The sequence below is a fragment of the Streptomyces sp. NPDC043726 genome (assembly GCF_056436565.1).
The window spans coordinates 72,207-91,221 of record NZ_JBWKCI010000010.1 but is presented as its reverse complement, the minus strand read 5'-3'; the positions used below and the strand labels follow the sequence as shown (position 1 = coordinate 91,221).

Annotated in this window: 19 protein-coding genes and 3 pseudogenes; 10 read left to right on the top strand and 12 right to left on the bottom strand. The window is 72.3% G+C overall.

The annotated features are described in order from the left end of the window. The first annotated feature begins 30 nt into the window (after nucleotides 1–30). Nucleotides 31–1,023, top strand: a complete 993-nt coding sequence (locus AC068Z_RS27925) for a small ribosomal subunit Rsm22 family protein (protein WP_478561252.1) — start codon at nucleotides 31–33, stop codon at nucleotides 1,021–1,023. 63 nt (nucleotides 1,024–1,086) lie between these two features. On the opposite strand, the gene AC068Z_RS27920 is transcribed toward AC068Z_RS27925, so the two are convergent. Then, complete coding sequence (locus AC068Z_RS27920; protein ID WP_478561249.1) at nucleotides 1,087–1,275, bottom strand: DUF6243 family protein; 189 nt, start codon at nucleotides 1,273–1,275, stop codon at nucleotides 1,087–1,089. A 110-nt stretch (nucleotides 1,276–1,385) separates the two neighbouring features. On the opposite strand from AC068Z_RS27920, the gene AC068Z_RS27915 reads away from it, so the two are divergent. Continuing rightward, entirely contained in the window at nucleotides 1,386–2,000 is a 615-nt protein-coding gene (locus AC068Z_RS27915) for a TetR/AcrR family transcriptional regulator (RefSeq protein ID WP_478561246.1), read from the top strand. Here the strand turns inward: AC068Z_RS27915 and AC068Z_RS27910 are convergent. Continuing rightward, nucleotides 1,970–2,848, bottom strand: a complete 879-nt coding sequence (locus AC068Z_RS27910) for a glycerophosphodiester phosphodiesterase (protein ID WP_478561243.1) — start codon at nucleotides 2,846–2,848, stop codon at nucleotides 1,970–1,972. The two genes, AC068Z_RS27915 and AC068Z_RS27910, sit on opposite strands and share 31 nt — an antisense overlap. 158 nt (nucleotides 2,849–3,006) lie before the next feature. Here AC068Z_RS27910 and AC068Z_RS27905 point away from each other — a divergent pair, with 158 nt between their 5' ends. Beyond that, nucleotides 3,007–3,738, top strand: a complete 732-nt coding sequence (locus tag AC068Z_RS27905) for a bifunctional DNA primase/polymerase (protein ID WP_478561241.1) — start codon at nucleotides 3,007–3,009, stop codon at nucleotides 3,736–3,738. Nucleotides 3,739–3,753: 15 nt separating this feature from the next. Here AC068Z_RS27905 and AC068Z_RS27900 read toward each other — a convergent pair whose 3' ends face one another. The 5 genes and pseudogenes from AC068Z_RS27900 to AC068Z_RS27880 all read right to left on the bottom strand — a co-directional run bounded on the left by AC068Z_RS27900 (nucleotide 3,754) and on the right by AC068Z_RS27880 (nucleotide 8,201). Then, nucleotides 3,754–4,749: an SCO2278 family lipoprotein gene (locus tag AC068Z_RS27900; protein WP_478561238.1), complete on the bottom strand. Its 996-nt coding sequence runs from the start codon at nucleotides 4,747–4,749 to the stop codon at nucleotides 3,754–3,756. Next, nucleotides 4,709–4,899, bottom strand: a pseudogene (locus AC068Z_RS27895) (iron transporter); the annotation flags it as partial. The pseudogene AC068Z_RS27895 and the gene AC068Z_RS27900, both read right to left, overlap by 41 nt. Nucleotides 4,900–4,910: 11 nt before the next feature. Beyond that, a complete protein-coding gene (locus AC068Z_RS27890) occupies nucleotides 4,911–5,732 on the bottom strand; it encodes a heme ABC transporter ATP-binding protein (protein ID WP_478561235.1) in 822 nt (273 codons plus the stop codon). Between the two features lie 400 nt (nucleotides 5,733–6,132). Next, the gene (locus tag AC068Z_RS27885) at nucleotides 6,133–7,218 is read right to left on the bottom strand and encodes a FecCD family ABC transporter permease (protein ID WP_478561232.1); all 1,086 of its coding nucleotides are present in this window, start codon (nucleotides 7,216–7,218) and stop codon (nucleotides 6,133–6,135) included. Further along, nucleotides 7,215–8,201 (bottom strand): heme/hemin ABC transporter substrate-binding protein, encoded by a 987-nt coding sequence (locus AC068Z_RS27880; RefSeq protein WP_478561229.1) that lies wholly within the window; start codon nucleotides 8,199–8,201, stop codon nucleotides 7,215–7,217. Before AC068Z_RS27880 ends, AC068Z_RS27885 begins: the two co-directional genes overlap by 4 nt. A 190-nt stretch (nucleotides 8,202–8,391) precedes the next feature. On the opposite strand from AC068Z_RS27880, the gene AC068Z_RS27875 reads away from it, so the two are divergent. The 4 genes from AC068Z_RS27875 (at nucleotide 8,392) to AC068Z_RS27860 (ending at nucleotide 12,766) form a co-directional block, all read left to right on the top strand. Next, nucleotides 8,392–9,801, top strand: coding sequence for an HtaA domain-containing protein (locus AC068Z_RS27875; RefSeq protein WP_478561226.1), 1,410 nt, complete (start codon nucleotides 8,392–8,394; stop codon nucleotides 9,799–9,801). An 86-nt stretch (nucleotides 9,802–9,887) separates the two neighbouring features. Next, complete coding sequence (locus tag AC068Z_RS27870; RefSeq protein WP_478561223.1) at nucleotides 9,888–11,393, top strand: HtaA domain-containing protein; 1,506 nt, start codon at nucleotides 9,888–9,890, stop codon at nucleotides 11,391–11,393. A gap of 10 nt (nucleotides 11,394–11,403) precedes the next feature. Then, nucleotides 11,404–12,129, top strand: a complete 726-nt coding sequence (locus tag AC068Z_RS27865; protein ID WP_478561220.1) for a hypothetical protein — start codon at nucleotides 11,404–11,406, stop codon at nucleotides 12,127–12,129. Then, the gene (locus AC068Z_RS27860; protein ID WP_478561217.1) at nucleotides 12,122–12,766 is read left to right on the top strand and encodes a PhzF family phenazine biosynthesis protein; all 645 of its coding nucleotides are present in this window, start codon (nucleotides 12,122–12,124) and stop codon (nucleotides 12,764–12,766) included. The genes AC068Z_RS27865 and AC068Z_RS27860 overlap by 8 nt, the downstream gene beginning before the upstream one ends. Before the next feature lie 16 nt (nucleotides 12,767–12,782). Here AC068Z_RS27860 and AC068Z_RS27855 read toward each other — a convergent pair whose 3' ends face one another. Together AC068Z_RS27855 and map are read right to left on the bottom strand one after the other, a co-directional pair. Then, the gene (locus AC068Z_RS27855; protein ID WP_478561214.1) at nucleotides 12,783–13,430 is read right to left on the bottom strand and encodes a biliverdin-producing heme oxygenase; all 648 of its coding nucleotides are present in this window, start codon (nucleotides 13,428–13,430) and stop codon (nucleotides 12,783–12,785) included. 147 nt (nucleotides 13,431–13,577) lie between these two features. Beyond that, nucleotides 13,578–14,435 (bottom strand): type I methionyl aminopeptidase, encoded by an 858-nt coding sequence (gene map, locus AC068Z_RS27850; RefSeq protein ID WP_478561211.1) that lies wholly within the window; start codon nucleotides 14,433–14,435, stop codon nucleotides 13,578–13,580. Between the two features lie 58 nt (nucleotides 14,436–14,493). Here map and AC068Z_RS27845 point away from each other — a divergent pair, with 58 nt between their 5' ends. Continuing rightward, nucleotides 14,494–14,721 (top strand): hypothetical protein, encoded by a 228-nt coding sequence (locus tag AC068Z_RS27845; RefSeq protein WP_478561208.1) that lies wholly within the window; start codon nucleotides 14,494–14,496, stop codon nucleotides 14,719–14,721. A gap of 24 nt (nucleotides 14,722–14,745) precedes the next feature. Here the strand turns inward: AC068Z_RS27845 and AC068Z_RS27840 are convergent, their stop codons facing one another. The 3 genes and pseudogenes from AC068Z_RS27840 to AC068Z_RS27830 form a co-directional block, all read right to left on the bottom strand. Further along, nucleotides 14,746–16,029 carry an MFS transporter gene (locus AC068Z_RS27840; RefSeq protein ID WP_478561205.1) on the bottom strand — a complete coding sequence of 428 codons (1,284 nt, stop codon included), beginning with the start codon at nucleotides 16,027–16,029 and terminating at the stop codon, nucleotides 14,746–14,748. Between the two features lie 58 nt (nucleotides 16,030–16,087). Next, nucleotides 16,088–16,375, bottom strand: a pseudogene (locus AC068Z_RS27835) (hypothetical protein); the annotation flags it as partial. A 267-nt stretch (nucleotides 16,376–16,642) separates the two neighbouring features. Then, nucleotides 16,643–17,035 (bottom strand): annotated as a pseudogene (locus AC068Z_RS27830) (hypothetical protein); the annotation flags it as partial. Nucleotides 17,036–17,115: 80 nt separating this feature from the next. Between AC068Z_RS27830 and AC068Z_RS27825 the strand changes: the two are divergent. Next, entirely contained in the window at nucleotides 17,116–18,219 is a 1,104-nt protein-coding gene (locus tag AC068Z_RS27825) for a sialidase family protein (RefSeq protein WP_478561202.1), read from the top strand. A gap of 47 nt (nucleotides 18,220–18,266) precedes the next feature. Further along, nucleotides 18,267–18,974, top strand: a complete 708-nt coding sequence (npdG, locus tag AC068Z_RS27820) for an NADPH-dependent F420 reductase (RefSeq protein ID WP_478561199.1) — start codon at nucleotides 18,267–18,269, stop codon at nucleotides 18,972–18,974. The last annotated feature ends 41 nt before the right edge of the window (nucleotides 18,975–19,015 follow it).

Here is a 19,015-nt window from a genome sequence, read left to right as displayed (position 1 = left end):
GGCCGGCGGGGGCGAGATTAGAATCGGTGGGTGAACGCGCCTGCTGCCTCGGACGAGATTCTGCGTACCGCCCTTGCCGGGCTCCTCGACGGTCTTCCGGCTCGGCAGGCCTCCGCCGCCGTCGAGCGGCTGATCGCCAACTATCGCGGGGCGACGCCCACGGACGCGCCCATCCTGCGGGACCGTGCCGACGTCGCCGCGTACGCCGCCTACCGCATGCCCGCCACCTTCGGCGCCGTCCGCGCCGCGCTGGAGGCGTTCGCCGAGGCCGCCCCTGAGTGGGCGCCGAGCAGCCATGTCGACGTCGGTGGCGGCACCGGCGCCGCCACCTGGGCCGTGAACGCCACCTGGCCCGCTCCCCGCCGCAGCACCGTCCTCGACTGGGCCGAGCCCGCCCTCGCCCTCGGGCGTGAGCTCGCCGCCGCCAACCCGGAACTCCACGACGTCCGCTGGCAGCGCTCTCGTATCGGATCAGCGCTCTCCATCGAGAGCACCGATCTCGTCACCGTCTCCTACGTCCTCAACGAGCTCACCCGACAGGACCGCGACTCCCTCGTCGACACCGTCGCCTCCGCCGCCCAGGCCGTCGTCATCGTCGAACCCGGCACCCCCGACGGGTACACCCGCGTCATCGAGGCCCGCGACCGCCTGATCGGCGCCGGGTTCCACATCGCCGCCCCCTGCCCGCACAGCGCCGGCTGTCCCATCACCCCCGGCAGCGACTGGTGCCACTTCGCCACCCGCGTCTCCCGCTCCTCCCTGCACCGCAAGATCAAGGGTGGCTCCCTCGCCTACGAGGACGAGAAGTTCGCCTACGTCGCCGCCGCCCGCTTCCCGGTCACCCCGGCCCCCTCCCGGGTCGTCCGCAAGCCTCAGATCCGCAAGGGCCAGGTCCTCCTCGACCTGTGCGAGACGGACCCCGCCCTCGCCCGGACCACCGTCACCAAACGCCACGGCGACCTCTACAAGGCGGCCCGGGACGCGGACTGGGGCGACCCCTGGCCCCCGGCCGCCGCCCAGTGACAGACCGGGTGGCCACTGACAGACCGGGTGGCCAGTGACAGACCGGGTAGCCGGCGGCGGGGCCTACTCGTCCGCCCCGCCTTCCTCCCCGCGCCGCTCCTGAAGCTTCCGCAGCAGCTCCCGCTTCCGCGCCTGGGGGTCCTGGGCGCCGCCCACCCGCTCGCCCCGGCCGCCGCCGCGCAGCGCGTCACGGCCGAGGTTCCTTCGGGTGCCGCCCACTCCGAGCATGTTTCCGGCTCCGCCTCGCGACATCGTCGGCTCCTTCCGCCATCCAACGTAAGCCGAGACGTATCGTCTCGGTTTCATGACATCTACAGGCTCCAGCGAGACGTTCCGTCTTGTCAACCTGATAAATTCGACCCATGGCCAAGAACCTCGCCCCCGACTCCACTCGCCGCAGCGAGAAGTCCCGCCGCGCCATCTACGACGCCGCCCTCGCCCTGGTCGCCGAGGTGGGATACCCCAAGACCACCATCGAGGGCATCGCCGCCCGCGCCGGCGTCGGCAAGCAGACGATCTACCGCTGGTGGTCGTCGAAGGCGGAAGTGCTGATGGAGGCCTTCCTCGACCTCGGCGAGCAGGTGACCCGGGAGGCGGGGCAGGAGCCGTACGCCATCCCCGACAGCGGTGATCTCGCCGCCGACCTCAAGGCCGTGCTGCGCGCCACCGTCGACGAGCTCAAGGACCCCCGCTTCGAGGTGCCCTCCCGCGCCCTCGCCGCCGAGGGTGTCGTCAACGAGGAACTCGGGCGGCAGTTCGTCGCCAGGATGCTCGAACCCTCGCTCCAGCTCTACGCCGACCGCCTGCGCGCCGCCCAGGACAGCGGGGACGTCCGCCCGGACGTAGACCCGCGCATCGCGCTGGAGCTGTTCGTCTCACCCGTCGCGCAGCGCTGGCTGCAGTACACCGGGCCCATCTCCTACGAGTACACCGACACCCTCGTCGACTACGCCCTCCACGGCATCGCGCCCCGCTGAACGCCCCGCTGAACACGCCGCCGAACACCTGACCGGACCGCCGTCCGCGCCAGCCGCCCCGGCGCGTCCGTGATCACCCCGTCGCAGCCCAGCGCCAGTACGCGGTCCCGCTGGGCCGGGGTCACCACCGTGTGCGCCCACACCCGGGGGATCCCCGACCGCACCGCCCGCCGCAGATCGGCGTCCCGCGCCCGGTGGTCCACGTCCAGGACGTCCACGTAGGACCGCCACGCGGCGGGGCGGTCCGTGCGCAGCTGGCGCGCCGAGCGCCACAGCTGTGTGAGCAGGCCCAGGCGGTCCGCGCGCCGCGCCACCTCCGGGTCGTTCGTGTTCACCAGCACCGAGCGGGTCAGGCGCCGGGCGCGGATCAGCGCGGCGAGACGGCCCAGGCTCCCCGGCTCCTTCGCCTCCAGCATCAGCACGATCCGCCCGCCGAAGCGGTCCAGCACCTCCGCCACCGTCGGCGGGCGCTCCGGACTCCAGCGCCCCGGGAGCGAACGGGCGGGCCGCAGCCGTACGGCCGACCAGGCGCGGGCGTCCAGCGCGCGCACCTCGCCGGTGCCGTGGGCCGTCCGGTCCAGGGTCGGGTCGTGCAGGACCACCGGCGTGCCGTCGCGCAGGACGCGGGTGTCGAAGTCCAGCACCTGCGCCGTCCCGCGCGCGAAAGCCGCCGTCAGGCCCGCCATGCTGTTCTCGGGGACCTCGCGGGCGCCGCCGCGATGGGCGACGTAGGTGATGCGGGGGAGCGCGTCCATGGTCAGCGGTGCCCGGCCCCACTCCAGCGGGGCCGGGGAGATCAGGCAGGCCGCGCACGCCACGGAGGCGGTCAGTCCGGTCCAGGTGACCATGGCGACACCGTAGGGCCGTAAATCGTGTCAAAGCGTGCAATGACACTCGATCCCGGGCTCGTCCCACCTACCCCTGTTGTCGGCTCCGGCCCCCCGGAGCGCAGGATGGTGGGACCATAAGGCATGCTGTTCCGCACGACAGCGAGGCGAGGGGATAGATGAGCGCGGAGTTCGGCGACCGAGGCCCGCAGGGCAAACTCTCCCGGTGGCTGCGCGGCCGCCGCCCCCAGCAGGCCGCCGACGACGGCGGTCGTGAGGGCCTGCTGCTCGCCGCCGCCGCGGCGGGACTGCCACTGGCCCCCGCCGCCCACCCCGCCCCGGGCTATCGCTGCTCCTGTGACCGCGTCGGCTGTCCCACCCCCGCCCAGCACCCGGTGTCGTTCGCCTGGCAGACGCAGTCCACCACCGACCGCGGGCAGATCGAGCGCTGGGCCCGCCATCAGCCGCAGGCCAACTTCATCACCGCCACCGGCATGGTCCACGACGTCCTGGACGTCCCCCTGGAAGCCGGCCGCGAGGCCCTCGGCCGCCTCCTCGACGCGGGCGTCGAGGTCGGCCCGGTCGCCGAGAGCGACGCCGGCCGCATGCTCTTCTTCACCCTCACCCGGGGCACCCCCGAGGACGAGGACGAGTGGTGGCCCTGCGAACTGGACTGCCACCCCGAGACGATGGACGAGCATCCGGGCCTACGGTGGCACTGCCGCGGTTCGTACGTCCTCGTGCCGCCCGCCCGCCTCACCGGCGACGACCAGGGCGTGCGCTGGGTCCGCGGGCCCGAGCATCCGCTCCCGGACCCGCTCAGCCTGCTGGAGGTCCTCACCGACGCCGGCGCCCGGCACGCGGGGCAGGGCCCCGACCACGCGCAGGCGGCCTGGCCCTCGCGCCGCTGAACCGGAGGGCGCGGGCTACTCGCCCTTCGCGCCGGTCAGGCCCTCGATCCGGCCCAGCACCGACACCTGCCCGGAACCCCTCTTCGGGTCCAGCGCCACCTCGTTCGAGACGAACTCCATCGTCAGCGACTGCTTGATCTCACCCTTCGTCAGGGCCAGTACGTCCTTGTTGGGCGTCGGCACCGACGTGCCCGGCGCGGCCGTCTGCTTCTGGAAGTGGTGCGTGGCGAAGAACACCAGCGCCCCGCCGTCCGCCGTGCGCAGCGCGAGCGGCGCGTAGTCGCCCTCGGTCAGCGGCTCGTCGATGTACTGCGTGACCAGGCCCGGCCGTTCCGCGTTCTTCGCGCGCTTGTCCCGCCAGTCCGAGGTGTGGCTGCCGTCCGCGAAGATCGCGCCGCCGCCCTGGAGGTAGGTCGCGTAGTCCTTGCTCATGTTGCCCGGCGCTATGGCGACCTCCTTGGAGTTCGCGTCCACCGCCTCGGCCCAGCCGTCCTTGTCCTTCTTGAACTCGGGCAGGTCGTCCGGCGCCACCAGCGTCAGATACGCGACCTCCCACGGCGCGTCCAGCTTGTCCCGGGTGAACACCAGCAGCCAGCGGGAGTCACCGCCGCGGTTGGCCTGCGCGTCGGCCAGGAACCAGCGCGGCCAGCCCGGCTTCTTGGGGATGGTGAACTCGGCGTCCGTGAACGCCAGCGGAGTGTGCCCGGCGTTGCCGTCCGGGCTGTTGGCGCGGCCCGCCTCCAGCCGCGCCTCGTCGATGTCACCGAGCGCGCCGGTGACATGGTCGGCGTCCAGGGAGCTGTCGTAGGCCTCGTCCGCCGCGTTGTAGGCGGCGGTGAAGTCCTTCAGGGCCTTGGCGGCCTCGGCCTGCGAGGCGGCGGGGATCAACTCTCGTTCCCCGTGCACCACGACGCACCCGCTCGCCGTCAACGACAAAGCGGTCACAGAGGCCGCTATCAGCACCCTCCGGTCAAGACTGCGGAGCCTTCGCAGGCCGCGATCCGTGCTCATCGGGTTCCTTCACCTTCCCCTTCCCGGAGGCGAACCCTACCGGGGCGAAGAAGAGTGCGAGCGCCGGGATCAGGTACAGCAGCCACACCGTGACCTGGAGGACGGTGGAGGACGGTGGAGGGCGGTCGGATCGGGCTGGAAGTTGAACACCCTTCAGCAAATCAGAGGCTTCTTCGGGGATTGACCAGGATGGCGCCCGTGCGGGGGTGGGGGAGCACCTCGACGGGCTGGTCGTAGACCTCCGACAGGAGCTGGTCGGAGAAGATTTCGGCCGGTACGCCGTCGGCGGCGACCTCACCGGCGCGCAGGACGGCCACGCGGTGCGCGTAGGCGGCGGCGAGACCGAGGTCATGCAGTACGACGACGACGGCGTCGCCCGCCTCCGCCCGCTCCCGGCACAGGCGCAGGACCAACTCCTGGTGCTTCAGGTCGAGGGCGGCGGTCGGCTCGTCGAGCAGGAGGAGCGGGGCGCGCTGGGCGAGGACGCGGGCGAGGGCCACGCGGGCGCGCTCCCCGCCGCTCAGCGCGTTGAACGGACGCGGCGCGAATTCGACGACCTCGGTCAGCTTCATCGCCTCGGCCACCGCGGCGTCGTCGTCCTCCATGCCGAGGGTGGCCCAGGGGGCCCGGCCCATCCTGACGACCTCCTCGACGGAGAAGGGGAAGGTCAGCGTCGCTGACTGCGGCAGGACCGCGCGGCGCAGGGCGAGTTCCGGCGCGGACCACTCCGTGGCGGGGCGGCCGTGAACCCGCACGACTCCACCGACGGCCGGGATGTCGACGGCGAGCGCCCCGAGCAACGTGGACTTACCGGCGCCGTTGGGCCCGACGAGGGCAAGCAACTCCCCGGCACGGACGCTGACATCCACGCCATGGAGAACCTCGCGACCACCGAGACGCACCCGGAGGTCTTCGGCCTCGGCGAGGGTGTCACCGGGGGAGGCGGGGTGCGGGGGAGTGGGCCGGGTACGGAGGAGTCTCATGGGCGGGGTCCTTGGAGGGGGCGGCTGAGGGGGTTCGGCACCGCCGGGGGCGGAGTGGGGGCTGAGCGCCGTTGCGGCGGGAAAGAGGAGGCCGGTGGTGATAGGGCGGGACAGCAGGTGGGCGGGTGATGATGAAGGGCTGCGTGATGAGTGGTGCGGGTGAAGGCTGAGGGCTTGGCGTTTGGGCGGTGTGGGAGAGGGTGCGTGCTGTGCAACTGACGGCGAGGTCGACTCCCCAGGGGCGCGGGGAACTGCGCGACCAGCCCCCACGCACCCGCACCCGGCATACGACCTTCACCCCCACCCCCCTTGCCGCCCTCACGCTCCCGCAGCCGGCATACGACCTTCACGCCCACCCCACCCATGCCGCCCCCACGCACCCGCACCCGGCATACGACCTTCACGCCCACCCCCCTTGCCGCCGCCGAGTCCTCCGCAGCAGCCAGAAGAAGAAAGGGCTGCCAAGAAGGGCCGTAAGAACACCAAGTGGCAGCTCCGCCGGAGACGCCAGCGTGCGGGACGCCAAGTCCGCCGCCAACAGCACCACCGCTCCCAGCAGCGCGCTCGCCGGGACCAGGAACCGATGCCCCGGGCCCGCCGCCATCCGGAGGAGGTGCGGGACGACCAGGCCCACGAAGCTGATGATCCCCGACACGCTCACCGCCGCCGCCGTGAGCAGCGCGATGACGAAGACCAGGGTGATGCGGAGCCGCTCGACGTCCACCCCCAGATGCCGCGCCGGACGTTCGCCCAGCGACAGCAGGTCCAGGCGGCGGGAGTACAGCGGGGCCACCACCAGGCCCAGCGCCGCGCACGGCAGTACCGCCAGCACCTTCGGCCAGGTCGCCTGCGACAACGACCCCAGCTGCCAGAACGTGATCTGCTGGATCGCCGCCGCGTCCGCGAAGAACAGGAACAGCCCGATCACCGCCCCCGCGAACGCGTTCACCGCGATCCCGGTCAGGATCAGCGTCACGACCTCCGTACGGCCCCCCGAGCGCGACATGACGTACACCAGCAGAACCGTCGCGAGGCCGGCCACGAACGCCGCCACCGAAACCGTCCACGTGCCGAGGAAGTTCAGGCCCAGCGCGATCGACGCCACCGCGCCCACCGCCGCCCCGGACGAGATCCCGATGACCCCCGGCTCCGCGAGCGGGTTGCCGAACACGCCCTGCATCAGCGCCCCGGCACAGCCCAGCGAGGCCCCGATGAGCAGGGCGAGCACGATCCGCGGGAACCGCACGTTCCACAGCACGGACTCCGCCACCCGGTCCAACTCCGCGCCCCCGAGCCCGATCCGGTGCTGCACCGACGAGAGCACCTCCCCGACCGGCACCGGATACGCCCCGATCCCGGCCGCGACCGGCACCAGCACCACCAGCGCGACCACCAGTCCAACGGTCAGCAACCAGGCCGCCGTACGCGGCCGGTGCGCCGGTGCGGTCTCCGACTGCGCGGCCGCCGCCTTCTCCGTCACGCTCACGCGGAACCGTCCTTGTAGAGCTGCTCGACGACCGACTCGAGCACCTGGTCGGTGCGCGGCCCGTAGTTGAGGAGGACCCCGTCCTCGACGGACACGACTCGCCGGTCCATCCCGGCCGGGGTCTGCGCGACGCCCGGGATCCTCACCAGCCCGTCGATCCCGCCGACCGACTCAAGTCCCTTGGACATCACGAGAATCGCGTCCGGCGCGGCCTTCACCAGCGCCTCACTGGTGATCGCGGTGAAGTCCTTCGTCAGCCCGGACTCGGCACCGGCGTCCACCCCGCCCGCCGCCTCGATCAGCGACGTAGCCCCGGACCCCTTGCCGCCGATGAGATAGACGGAGGCCGAGCCGCGCAGGTACAGGAAGGCGACCCGCGGCTTCTCGCTCACGCGCGGAACGTCCTCGCGTACGGCCGAGATCCGGTCCTCCGAGCGGATCGTGAGGCGTTCACCGGCCGCCGGTACGCCGAGCGCCTCCGCCACCGCCCGGATCCGCGTGCCGACGTCGGCGAGACCTCGCGCCGGGTCCACCACCAGCACCGGCACCCCCGCCGCGCGGATCTGCTCCATCGCCTCCGCCGGCCCGCTGCTGGTCTCGGCGAGCACGAGGTCCGGCCGGAGCGAGAGCACGCTCTCGGCGGAGACGTCATGACCCCGGGTCACCACGGGCAGCTTCTCGGCCTGCGCGAAGGTGGCGGTGATGTCACGGGCGACGACCCGGTCACCGAGCCCGAGCGTGAACACGATCTCGCTGAGGCTGCCGGACAGGGGCACGATCCGCGCGGCCCTCTCGACGGTCACCCGCTCGCCGTCGGCGGAACCGACCGTGACCGGCAGCTCGGGGGTGGGCGCGGGGGAGAGGGGCTCCACCCGGTCGGCAGCCGTGTGCGCGGCGGGTGCCGCACTGGCACCGCCCCCGCACCCCGTCGCCGTCGTCAGGGCGAGCACCGCCAGCAGTGCTCCCGCCAGTCGTGTGCGCAAGCGTCGCACTGTCGGCCGTTCCTCTCCGCGCCCGTCTGACGTGCGCCTTTTCCTGTGGCTCAGCTGATGACTCGGCTGAGTCCGGTTCCTGACCTCCCGATCGGAGCGGTCGTAGTTTAGGTTAGCCTTACCTCACCTGGCCAGAAGTCAGCGGACCCTGGCCGGATCTCGCTGTCCCCGGAGGTCACCCATGTCCCCACCCCTGCCGAGACGCCTCTACGGCCTGCTCGCCGCGCTGTTCCTGGCCGTCCTCGGAGCCCTGCTCCCGACGGCCGACGCACACGCCGCGAGCCGTACCGTGCAGGGCGGCCGGCTCGACTGGGGCATCAAGTCCTCCTTCCAGAGCTATGTCACCGGCCCCATCGCGAACGGCGGTTACTCCCTGACCGGTGGCGCGGCCACGGTCGGCACCGGAAGCTTCCGCTTCCACTCGGCCACCGGCGGCTACGACGGCGGCACCGGTGCCTTCACCGCGTCCTTCTCCGGCGGAGTCCACTTCCTCGGCCACCAGACGGACTCGGGGAGCTACCAGCTCGACCTCACCATCAGCCGCCCCACCGTCCGGATCTCCGGCTCAGCCGGGACCCTCTACGTGGACGTCACCAGCAAGGCGAAGGGCACCGGGACGGTCACGACGTCCAGCCAGGTGCCCTTCGCCTCCCTCTCGCTGGGCGGCATCGACATGACGGGCGGCGGCGACACCGTCGTACTCAACAACCTCCCCGCCACCCTCACCGCCCAGGGCGCCCAGTCCTTCGCCGGTTACTACACGGCCGGGACCGCGCTGGACCCGGTGAGCCTGTCGGCGGACGTCCAGCCGGCCGCCGTGACCGAGTCACCCACGCCCACCGCCACCAAGTCCCCTGCCAAGTCCAAGTCCCCGGCCAACAAAAAGACTTCGGGCGGCGCGATCGAGGACGGCGCCGTCGACTGGGGCGTGCGCCGCACCTTCCGGGAGTACGTCACCGGCGACATCGCCCACGGCAAGTGGACGCTGTCCGCCGGCGCCCAGGACGGGGGAGCGCTCTTCCGCTTCCCCGCGGGCGAAGGGACCTACAGCAGCGGGGAGTTGACGGCCCGCTTCAAGGGCGCCGTCCGCTTCACCGGCGAGCAGGGCCTCGACCTGAGGCTGAGCAAGATCCGCGTCACCGTCGAGGACGGCAAGGGCACGCTCTACGCCGATGTCGTCACCCCCGACTTCACCGGCACCAAGGTCCCGCTGGTCACCTTCACGGCGAAGGGTCTGAAGTCCGAGAAGGGCCTCGCGAAGCTCACCGAGGCCCCCGCGAAACTCACCGCGCGCGGCGCCAAGGCCTTCGGCGGGATGTACCAGCCGGGCACCGAGATGGACCCCGTGTCCCTGGCCGTGGCCACCACCGCGGACGCCGAACTGCCCGCCCTTCCCGACCTGGGCAGCGGTCCTACGGCGAGCCCGTCGCCGAAGTCCTCGGATCCCGCCGAGCCGTCCGCCGAACCCGTCGCGAAGGCGACCGACGACGACGGCGCACCCCTCGCCCTGCCCCTCGGTGTCGCGGCCGGCTGTCTGGTCCTGGTGGCCGCAGCCGCCGCCCTCGTCACCGCCCGCAGGCGCAAGAACTGACCCTCTTCCACTCTCGCCAGGAGAGGACCACCTCCACTCTCGCCAGGAGGGGACCCTCTCCACTCTCGCTAGGAGAACCCCCGGCCATGCCCGCCAGATCCGCCCGCCGTCCCCTCGCCCTCGCCGCCGCCGTCGCCACGGCGGCCGCCCTCGGCGCCACCGCCCTCGCCGCGACCACCGCCTCGGCCGCCGAAGTCCCGCTCAGCGGCTATGAGTTGACGTGGGGCATCAAGCAGTCCTACCGCACCTACGTCACCGGCTTCGCGGCCGGCAGCTTCACCGCCACGGACGGGGCCTCGCAGGCCGCGGACAACGGGGCGTTCACCTTCACGGAGGGCAGCGGCGGCTACGACTCCACCGCGCACACCGTCGACCTCGGCTTCAAGGGCGCCCTGAAGATCGAGTCCAAGCTGCACGGATTCGAGATCGCCCTGTCCGACGTGCGGTTCGACAGCGCCGCCGCCGAGATCACCGCCGATGTGACGAAGGGCGGTACGACGACCGACGACGTGCCGCTCGCCGACGTGACGGTCACCCGGGCGATGACGGACATGGCGACCAAGCTGACGAAGGAGGCGGCGGACGTCTTCGGCAGCGCGAGCTACGAGGGCGCGGCCGGAGACCCGCTGACGGTGCTCCAGAAGACGGCGCCCCAGTCCCCGACCCCGACCCCGACCCCGACGCCCACGGCGACGCAGTCCGCGACGCCGAGCGCCACCCCCTCGGCCACGCCGAGCGCGACCCAGAGCGCGACGCCGTCCCCCTCGACGTCCATGTTCACGAGCGCCTCCCCTTCCACCACGGCCACGGCCACGGCCACTGAGGCTCCCGCCGCCGGGGACATCGCCGACGGCACGCTCGGCTGGGGCGTGAAGGAGTCCTTCCGCACGTATGTCGTGGACGGGGTGGCCAAGGGCGACATCACGACCTCGGGCGGTGCGTCGCAGGCGGCGGACAACGGCGTGTTCACCTTCGTCGACGCGACGGGTGACTACGACACCGACGCCGACACCCTCTCCGCCGCCTTCGAGGGTGTGGTGAACTTCAAGGGCCATGAGGCGAACGGCGAGTTCGGCCTCGACCTCACCCTGACCGGCCTCCAGGTGACGCTCGACGGCGGCTCCGGCGAGCTGACCGCCGATGTGACGAGCCTCGGCGACACCTCCGAGGACGTGGTCCTGGCCGACCTGACGGCGGACTCCGCGGACCTGACGGCGAAGGATGACGTCATCACCCTGGACGACGTCACCGCGACCCTGACCACCACGGGCGCGAAGGCCTTCGGCGGCTTCTACACGGCCGGGACCGAACTGGACCCGGTGGACATGTCGGTGGCCCTGACGGAGGACGCCGAACTCCCGGACGGCGGCGACGATGGCTCGGGGACCGGATCCGGCTCTGGCTCCACGGGCGGTGCGGGTACGACGGGTTCGACCGGTACGACGGGTTCGACGACCGGCGGCGTCACCGGAGGACTCGCCTCCACCGGCTCGGACGTACCAGTCGGCGCACTGGGCACGGCAGCCGCGGTGACCGTGGCGGCGGGTGCGGGCGTCGTATTCGCGATGCGCAGGCGGCGTACACAGGCGTAGAACTGTCCCCGTGAACAGGGGGCACCGGGAACTGCTGGGGCCGGGGCGGCTGGTACTGGACGTACAGGGCCGCCCCGGCCCGCCGGCGTTGCGCTTCGAGGCGACGGACGGCGGGCGGATGCTGCTGCGGCAGGGCGAGCGCCCGCTGTTGCTGGGCCGCGCGGACGGCACGGGGTGCTGCCGCGACCTGGCGATGCACCGCTTCGACGGCTACCGCTCACCGCTGCCGCCGATCCGTTCGGCGCTGATGCGCGACCCGGGCAACTGGCCGCACCGGTACACGTCGTGGCTGGAGGACTCGGATTGGACCCCGCTGTGCGACGGCCGCTGGGAGGTACGGGAGCGACGACAGTTCCCGCCGTACGTGTGGCACAGCGAGGAGTTCGTACGGGACTGGCCGGGCGGCAGTCTGGAGCTGTACTGCGGGGGCGGCTGGAACGGCGTGCTGCCCCTGCGCCGCCTCTCGGCGCCGGACGCCCCACGGGTGAAGGCGTACCGCAAGCACGCGCGCGAGGGCACGCTGGCGCCCGTGCTCCTGTGGTGGGTCACCTTCCTGGACGGCTGGTTGCTCCTCGACGGCCACGACCGAGCGGTGGCGGCACTCGCGGAAGGGCGGACCCCGCCCAGTGTGGTCCTGGCCATGGAGGAAGCGGACCGCACATGGCCCGTGCCCGGCGGGCCCGTGACCTGGGACGGCATCGCCGCGCCCGTGATGCTTGAATGCCCTAGTGACTGACTACGACGTGCTCCGTGTCTTCTGCGCGCCGAACGGTGGATACGGCAACGAACTCGGCGTCGTGCGTGAGGGCTCGGTGCTGCCGGACCGTGCGGAGCGGCAGGAGTTCGCGGGGAAGCTCGGCTTCAGCGAGACCGTGTTCGTGGACGACCCCGAGCGCGGTGTCATCGACATCTACACCCCCACCCTGCGGCTGCCCTTCGCCGGTCACCCCTGTGTGGGCGCGGCCTGGCTGCTGGACGTGCCGGAGCTGGTCACGCCCGCGGGGGTCGTGGGGGCGAGGCTGGACGGGGAGTTCAGCTGGATCGAGGCGCGCGCGGAGTGGGCGCCGCCGCGGACGCTGCGCCAGTACGCGACGGCCGCCGAGGTCGACGCCCTGCCCGTGCCGCCGAAGGGCGAGTGGATCTATGCCTGGGCGTGGGCGGACGAGGCCGCGGGACGTATCCGCGCCCGCGCCTTTCCCGGCCGGGACGACGGCATCGACGAGGACGAGGCCACCGGCGCCGCGGCCCTTCTCCTGACCGAACAACTGGGCCGCGCCCTGAACATCACCCAGGGCATGGGCTCCCAGATCCTGACGGCACCCCAGCCGGGCGGCTGGGTGGAGATCGGCGGCCGGGTGTTCCTGGAGCGCTGAGCGCCCGGAGCAGACACTAGGCGCTGAGCGGGAACTCCTCGCCCAGCGCGCGGAACACCGCCGTGTTCAGGGCGAAGGCCCGCTTGCACTCCGTCACGATCCGCTGCTTCTCCAGGTCGTCCGCCCGGACCGCGTCCAGGAGTTCGCGGTAGCCGCGCTTGAAGGCCGCCGGGTTGCCGATCTGTTCGAAGACGTAGAAGCGGACGCCGTCGCCCTTCTTCGCGAAGCCCCAGGTCTTCTCCGCCTTGTCGCGGATGATCTGGCCGCCGGAGAGGTCGCCGAGGTAGCGGGTGTAGTGGTGGGCGATGTAGCCCCCCGGCCAGGTCACCGCGCACTCCCGGACCCGGTCCGCGTACTCCCGCGTCGCCGGAAGCGCCGACACCCCGGAACGCCACTCCGGGCCCCGCAGGTGGGCGAGGTCCCGCTCCAGCGCCCGCAGCCGGAACAGCTCCGGCTGGATGAACGGGCCCGCCACCGGATCCGACGCCAGCCGGTCCGCGCCGGTCTCCAGCGCCTCGTACACGAACCACAGCTGCTCGGTGTAGCGCGCGTACGCGTCGACGCCGAGGCGCCCGCCGAGCAGGTCGCTCATGAACGTCGAGGTCTCCGCCTCCACGTGCTGCTCATGGGAGGCGGTGCGGATGACTGTCGAGAAGGAGTCCATGGCCCAGATTTTCTATGGTTAGGCTTACCTAAGTCAATGTCTTTCCGACCCTCTGTCGGTAAAGTTTCCGACGCGCTGTCGGTAAAAACCTACCCGAACGAAAAAGGGCCCGCCCTCCGAAGAGAGCGGGCCGAAACCAGAGGTTCGCTACGGCAGCGTCAGGATCTCCGCCCCGGTGTCCGTGACCACCAGCGTGTGCTCGAACTGTGCCGTCCGCTTGCGGTCCTTCGTCACGACCGTCCAGCCGTCGTCCCACATGTCGTACTCGTGCGTGCCCAGCGTCAGCATCGGCTCGATCGTGAACGTCATCCCGGGCTGCATCACGGTCGTCGCGTGCGGGCTGTCGTAGTGCGGGATGATCAGACCCGAGTGGAACGACGAGTTGATGCCGTGGCCGGTGAAGTCCCGGACCACGCCGTACCCGAAGCGCTTGGCGTACGACTCGATCACCCGGCCGATGATGTTGATCTGGCGGCCCGGCTTGACCGCCTTGATCGCCCGCTCGAGGGACTCCCGGGTCCGCTCCACCAGCAGCCGGCTCTCCTCGTCGACGTCACCCACCAGGTACGTCGCGTTGTTGTCGCCGTGCACCCCGCCGATGTACGCCGTCACGTCGAGGTTGATGATGTCGCCGTCGCGCAGCACCGTGGAGTCCGGAATGCCGTGGCAGATCACCTCGTTGAGCGAGGAGCACAGGGACTTGGGGAAGCCCCGGTAGCCGAGCGTGGAGGGGTAGGCGCCGTGGTCGCACATGTACTCGTGCGCCACCTTGTCCAGTTCGTCCGTGGTGACGCCGGGCGCGATCAGCTTCGCGGCCTCGGCCATCGCCCGCGCGGCGATCCGGCCGGCGATCCGCATCGCCTCGACGGTCTCCGGGGTCTGCACCTCGGGGCCCGAGTACGGCGTCGGCGCGGGCTTGCCGACGTACTCGGGACGGCGGATGTTTCCGGGTACGGAACGGGTGGGAGAGAGCTCCCCTGGTACGAGCAGCGACTGGCCAGACATGCCAGCGAGTCTAACGAGCCGTCGTGGGGGAACATGTCCCTGGCGAGAGGAGCAGGTCATGGCCATGTTCAAGAAGCGCACCACCGGCAAGCCGGGCGAGTGGTACTACTGCCTGGAGCACAAGAAGGTCGAGGAGGGCCCGGACTGCCCGGGCAAGGACCGCTTCGGTCCGTACACCTCCCGTCCGGAGGCCGAGCACGCGATGGAGACCGCCCGCGAGCGCAACCTCCAGTGGGAGAACGACCCCAAGTGGCACGACGCGCCGAAGGGGACCGACGGCGGCTGATCGCGTGCGGGGGCGGACGGCTGATCACCCCTCCGCGGCCGCCGACGCCTGAGCCGCCGTCCGCTGTTCGCGCACCCGCGCGAAGTGCTCGCTCGTGCGGGCGTCGTACGTCATCAGCTTCGGCAGGCACAGCGCCAGCAGCCCCACCGCGCCGGCGCACAGCAGCCCGCCCGACCACACCGACGCCCGCACGCCCCACCACGCGGCGAGACCACCGGCCCTGACCTGGCCGAGGGTCGGTCCCACGGAGTACGACAGCAGCTCGATCCCGGCGAGCCGGCCGCGCAGCTCGTCCGGGATCGTCTGGTTCCACATGATCCCGCGGAAGATCCCGCTGACCATGTCGCAGCTTCCGGCCAGGGTCAGGAACAGCAGCACCAGCCAGACGTTGCGGGAGGCCCCGGCCGCCGCGATCGCCACGCCCCACCCGGCCGCCGCCAGCACCACCATCCGGCCGTGCCGGTGGATCCGCCCGGTCCAGCCGCTGGCCAGGCTCACCAGCAGCGCCCCGAACGGCAGCGCCGCGTACATCAGCCCCAGCGACCACTCCGCGTCCAGCTCGTCCGCCAGGAACGGCAGCAGCGCCAGCGGCATCGCCAGGAACATCGCGGCGAGGTCGATGGCATAGGTGCCCAGCAGCTCCTTGCGGCTCCAGGCGTACCGGGCGCCCTCCGCGATGGCCTTCAGCGACGGCTTCGCCGCCTCGTGGGACGCGGGGGAGGAGGCCAGCGGAAGGATCAGTACGACCGAGACGACGAAGGTCAGCAGGTCGGCCGCGTAGGCCCAGCCGAGCCCCGCGTACGCCACCACCACGCCCGCCACCGCCGGGCCCGCGACCCCGCCGAGCGTCCAGCGGAAGGAGTTGAGGGCACTCGCCGCCGGAAGGTGCTCATGCGCCACGATCCGGGGCCAGAGCGAGTCCAGCGCGGGGCGCTGCACGGACACCAGCGCCGACGACAGGGCGGCGACGACGTACAGCGGCCATACGGCGGGCTCCGGCATCAGCGCGTTCACCAGCAGCGCCGCGCTCAGCAGGCCCTGCCCGGCCTCCGTCCAGACGATCAGGCCCCGCTTGTCCAGCGCGTCGGCGAGGGCGCCGCCGTACAGGCCGAAGACGACCAGCGGGATCAGCTCCACCGCGCCGATCGCCCCGACGGCCGCCGCCGAGCCGGTCAGCTCCTTGATCTGCACCGGCAGCGCCACGAACGTCAGGAAGCTGCCGAAGGTGGAGATCAGCCCCGACAGCCACAGCCGCCGGAAGTCGGCCGAGGCACGCCAAGGAGTGAGGTCGGGGAGGAAAGAGGCCACGAGGTGCCATGATCCGCAAAGCTGCCGGAGCCTGGCAACCCGTTTTCCCCGGTCAGGGTCACCAGCGCGCCGGTGGCGGGGCCGTCAGATGGTCCGCCAGCGCCGAGAGCCGGTCCCGGAAGCGGCGGGGTGCGCGGGGCGTGGGGACGGAGTTCTCCCCGGCCGCCGCGCTCACCAGGTGCTGCACGGTGTCCAGGTCCAGGTCCGTGCCCTCCGGCACCGCCAGCGACTCGTGCGCCATCGCCACCAGGTCCCCCTCACCGGGCCCGAGCGCCAGCACGGTCGCCCCGGCCCGCCGCGCGTCGTGCACCCGCTCCAGCAGGTGCGCGCCGGGCTCCTGCGGTGACATCCCGGCGCCGAGCCTTTGCGGCGTCCCCGCGCCGGGCCCTTGCCGGAGCGCCCCGGCGCCCGGTCCCTGCGGTGACATCCCGGCGCCCGGTCCCTGCGGTGACATCCCGGCACCCGGTCCGTGTGGTGACATCCCGGCGCCGAACCCCTGCGGCATCCCCGCGCCGGGCCCCTGCCGTGGCGCTCCCGCGCCGGGCCCCTGAAGTGATGCCCCCGCGTCGGGTGCCTGCCGTGACAGCCCGGAGCCCGACCCCTGCGCCGGCACCCCCGCGCCCGGCCCCTGCGCCGGCACCCCCGCGCCCGGCCCCTGCGCCGACACCCCCGCGCCCGGCCCCTGCGGTGCCACCACCAGGAGTGTCTCGCCGCGGCGGGCGGCGGCGAGGCGGCCGAGGCCGACCGACAGGTGGGCCGGGTCCGAGGGGCGCGCGTCGTGCCGTACCAGCGTCGGGGCCAGTTCGGGCGTGCCCGACCACGCGGCCTCGTCCACCAGATGGGCCGCGAGATGCCACGGCTCGTACCCGGGGGTGCCGACGAGCAGCAGCCCGCCGCCGTGCGAGACCACCGAGCCCCGCAGTACGCCCGCGAACCGCCGGGTGGCCCCCAACCACTCGGTCCCGGCGAGCACTTCGCGCAGCAGCGCGACCCGTACGGCGTCCATGGACCCGCATCCTGCCGTACGAAGCCACTCTTGACCGGCGGTTCACCATGAATTCGCCCAACCTGGGCAAGCAGTACGACATGCCAGCATCCGCCACCCCCCTGCCCGCCTCCCTGTCCGCCTCCGTCCCCTTCCGTGCCGGACGTGAGGGCTACGCCAGTTTCCGGATCCCGGCCGTCGTGGCCACCCGGGCCGGCACGCTGCTCGCCTTCTGCGAGGGGCGGGTCGAGTCGTCCCACGACTGGGGGCACATCGACATCGTGCTCAAGCGCTCCACCGACGGCGGCCGCACCTGGGGCCCGCTGCAGGTCGCCGCCAGCAACGGCGTGGACCTCTCCGGCAACCCCGCCCCCGTCGTCCTGGACACCGGCCGGATCCTCCTCGTCCACGTCCGCTCCGCCGCCTCCGCGAGCGAGGACCTGATCCTGCGCGGCAAGGTCCCGGAGGCCGACGGGCGCCGGGTCTGGGTGCAGCACAGCGATGACGACGGCGTCACCTGGAGCAGCCCGATGGAGATCACCGAGTCCGTGAAGCGGCCCGGATGGCGCTGGTACGCCACCACCCCCGGCCACGCCGTCCAGCTGAGCACCGGCCGGGTCGTCGTCCCCGCCAACCACAGCCTCCCGCCCGCCGGCACGGACACCGGCACCGAGGCCAAGTACAACGGCGGCCACTGTCTGCTCAGCGACGACCGGGGCGTCACCTGGACGCTCGGCTACCTCGACGAGAACACCGACGGCTACGTCAACGCCAACGAGACCACCGCCGCCGAACTCCCCGACGGCCGCGTCTACTTCAACACCCGCAACGACTCCCCGTCGCCCGGCAACCGCGCCGACGCCCACTCCGAGGACGGCGGCTGCACCCTCCACCACCCCTTCCGCCCGCAGGCCGGACTCGACGGACCCGTCTGCCAGGCCAGCGTGCTCCAGCTCCGCGACCCCGACCTGCTGCTCTTCTCCGGGCCCGCCTTCCCCGCCGGCCGGGCCCTGATGACGATCCGGGTCTCCACCGACTCCGGCACCACCTGGTGCCCCCGCGTCACCGTCGACGGACTGCCCGCCGCCTACTCCGACCTGGTGCGCGTCGATGACGACACCGTCGGACTGCTGTACGAGACGGGCGACTTCGGCGCCTACGAGCGGATCGTGTTCCGGCGGGTGCCCGTGACGCGGCTCACCTGAGCCGGTCCTGTACCGGGGGGCCTCCGGCGCGGACGTAAAGTCGGGCCATGACCTCTACCGACAGTGCTGCACAGAAGGCCCCCGCCAAGGACCCCTGGGACCTTCCCGATGTCTCCGGGCTCGTCGTCGGCGTGCTCGGCGGGACCGGGCCGCAGGGCAAGGGCCTGGCCTACCGGCTCGCCAAGGCCGGCCAGAAGGTGATCATCGGCTCCCGGGCCGCGGAGCGCGCCCAGGCCGCCGCCGGGGAGCTCGGGCACGGAGTCGAGGGCGCCGACAACGCCGAGTGCGCCCGGCGCGCCGACATCGTCATCGTCGCCGTGCCGTGGGAGGGCCACGGCAAGACGCTGGAGGCGCTGCGCGAGGAGCTCGCCGGGAAGCTGGTCGTCGACTGCGTCAACCCGCTCGGCTTCGACAAGAAGGGCGCCTTCGCGCTGAAGCCGGAGGAGGGCAGCGCGGCGGAGCAGGCGGCGGCGCTGCTGCCGGACTCGCGGGTCACGGCGGCCTTCCACCACCTGTCGGCGGTGCTGCTGGAGGACCCCGCGATCGACGCGATCGACACCGATGTGATGGTGCTCGGCGAGGAGCGCGCCGACGTGGAGATCGTGCAGGCGCTGGCCGGCCGCATCCCCGGGATGCGCGGCATCTTCGCGGGCCGGCTGCGCAACGCCCACCAGGTCGAGTCCCTGGTCGCCAACCTGATCTCGGTGAACCGGCGCTACAAGGCGCACGCGGGACTCCGCATCACGGACGTGTGAGGGGATGGGGGACACTGGTCGGTGCCCGAGCAGTGTCCCCC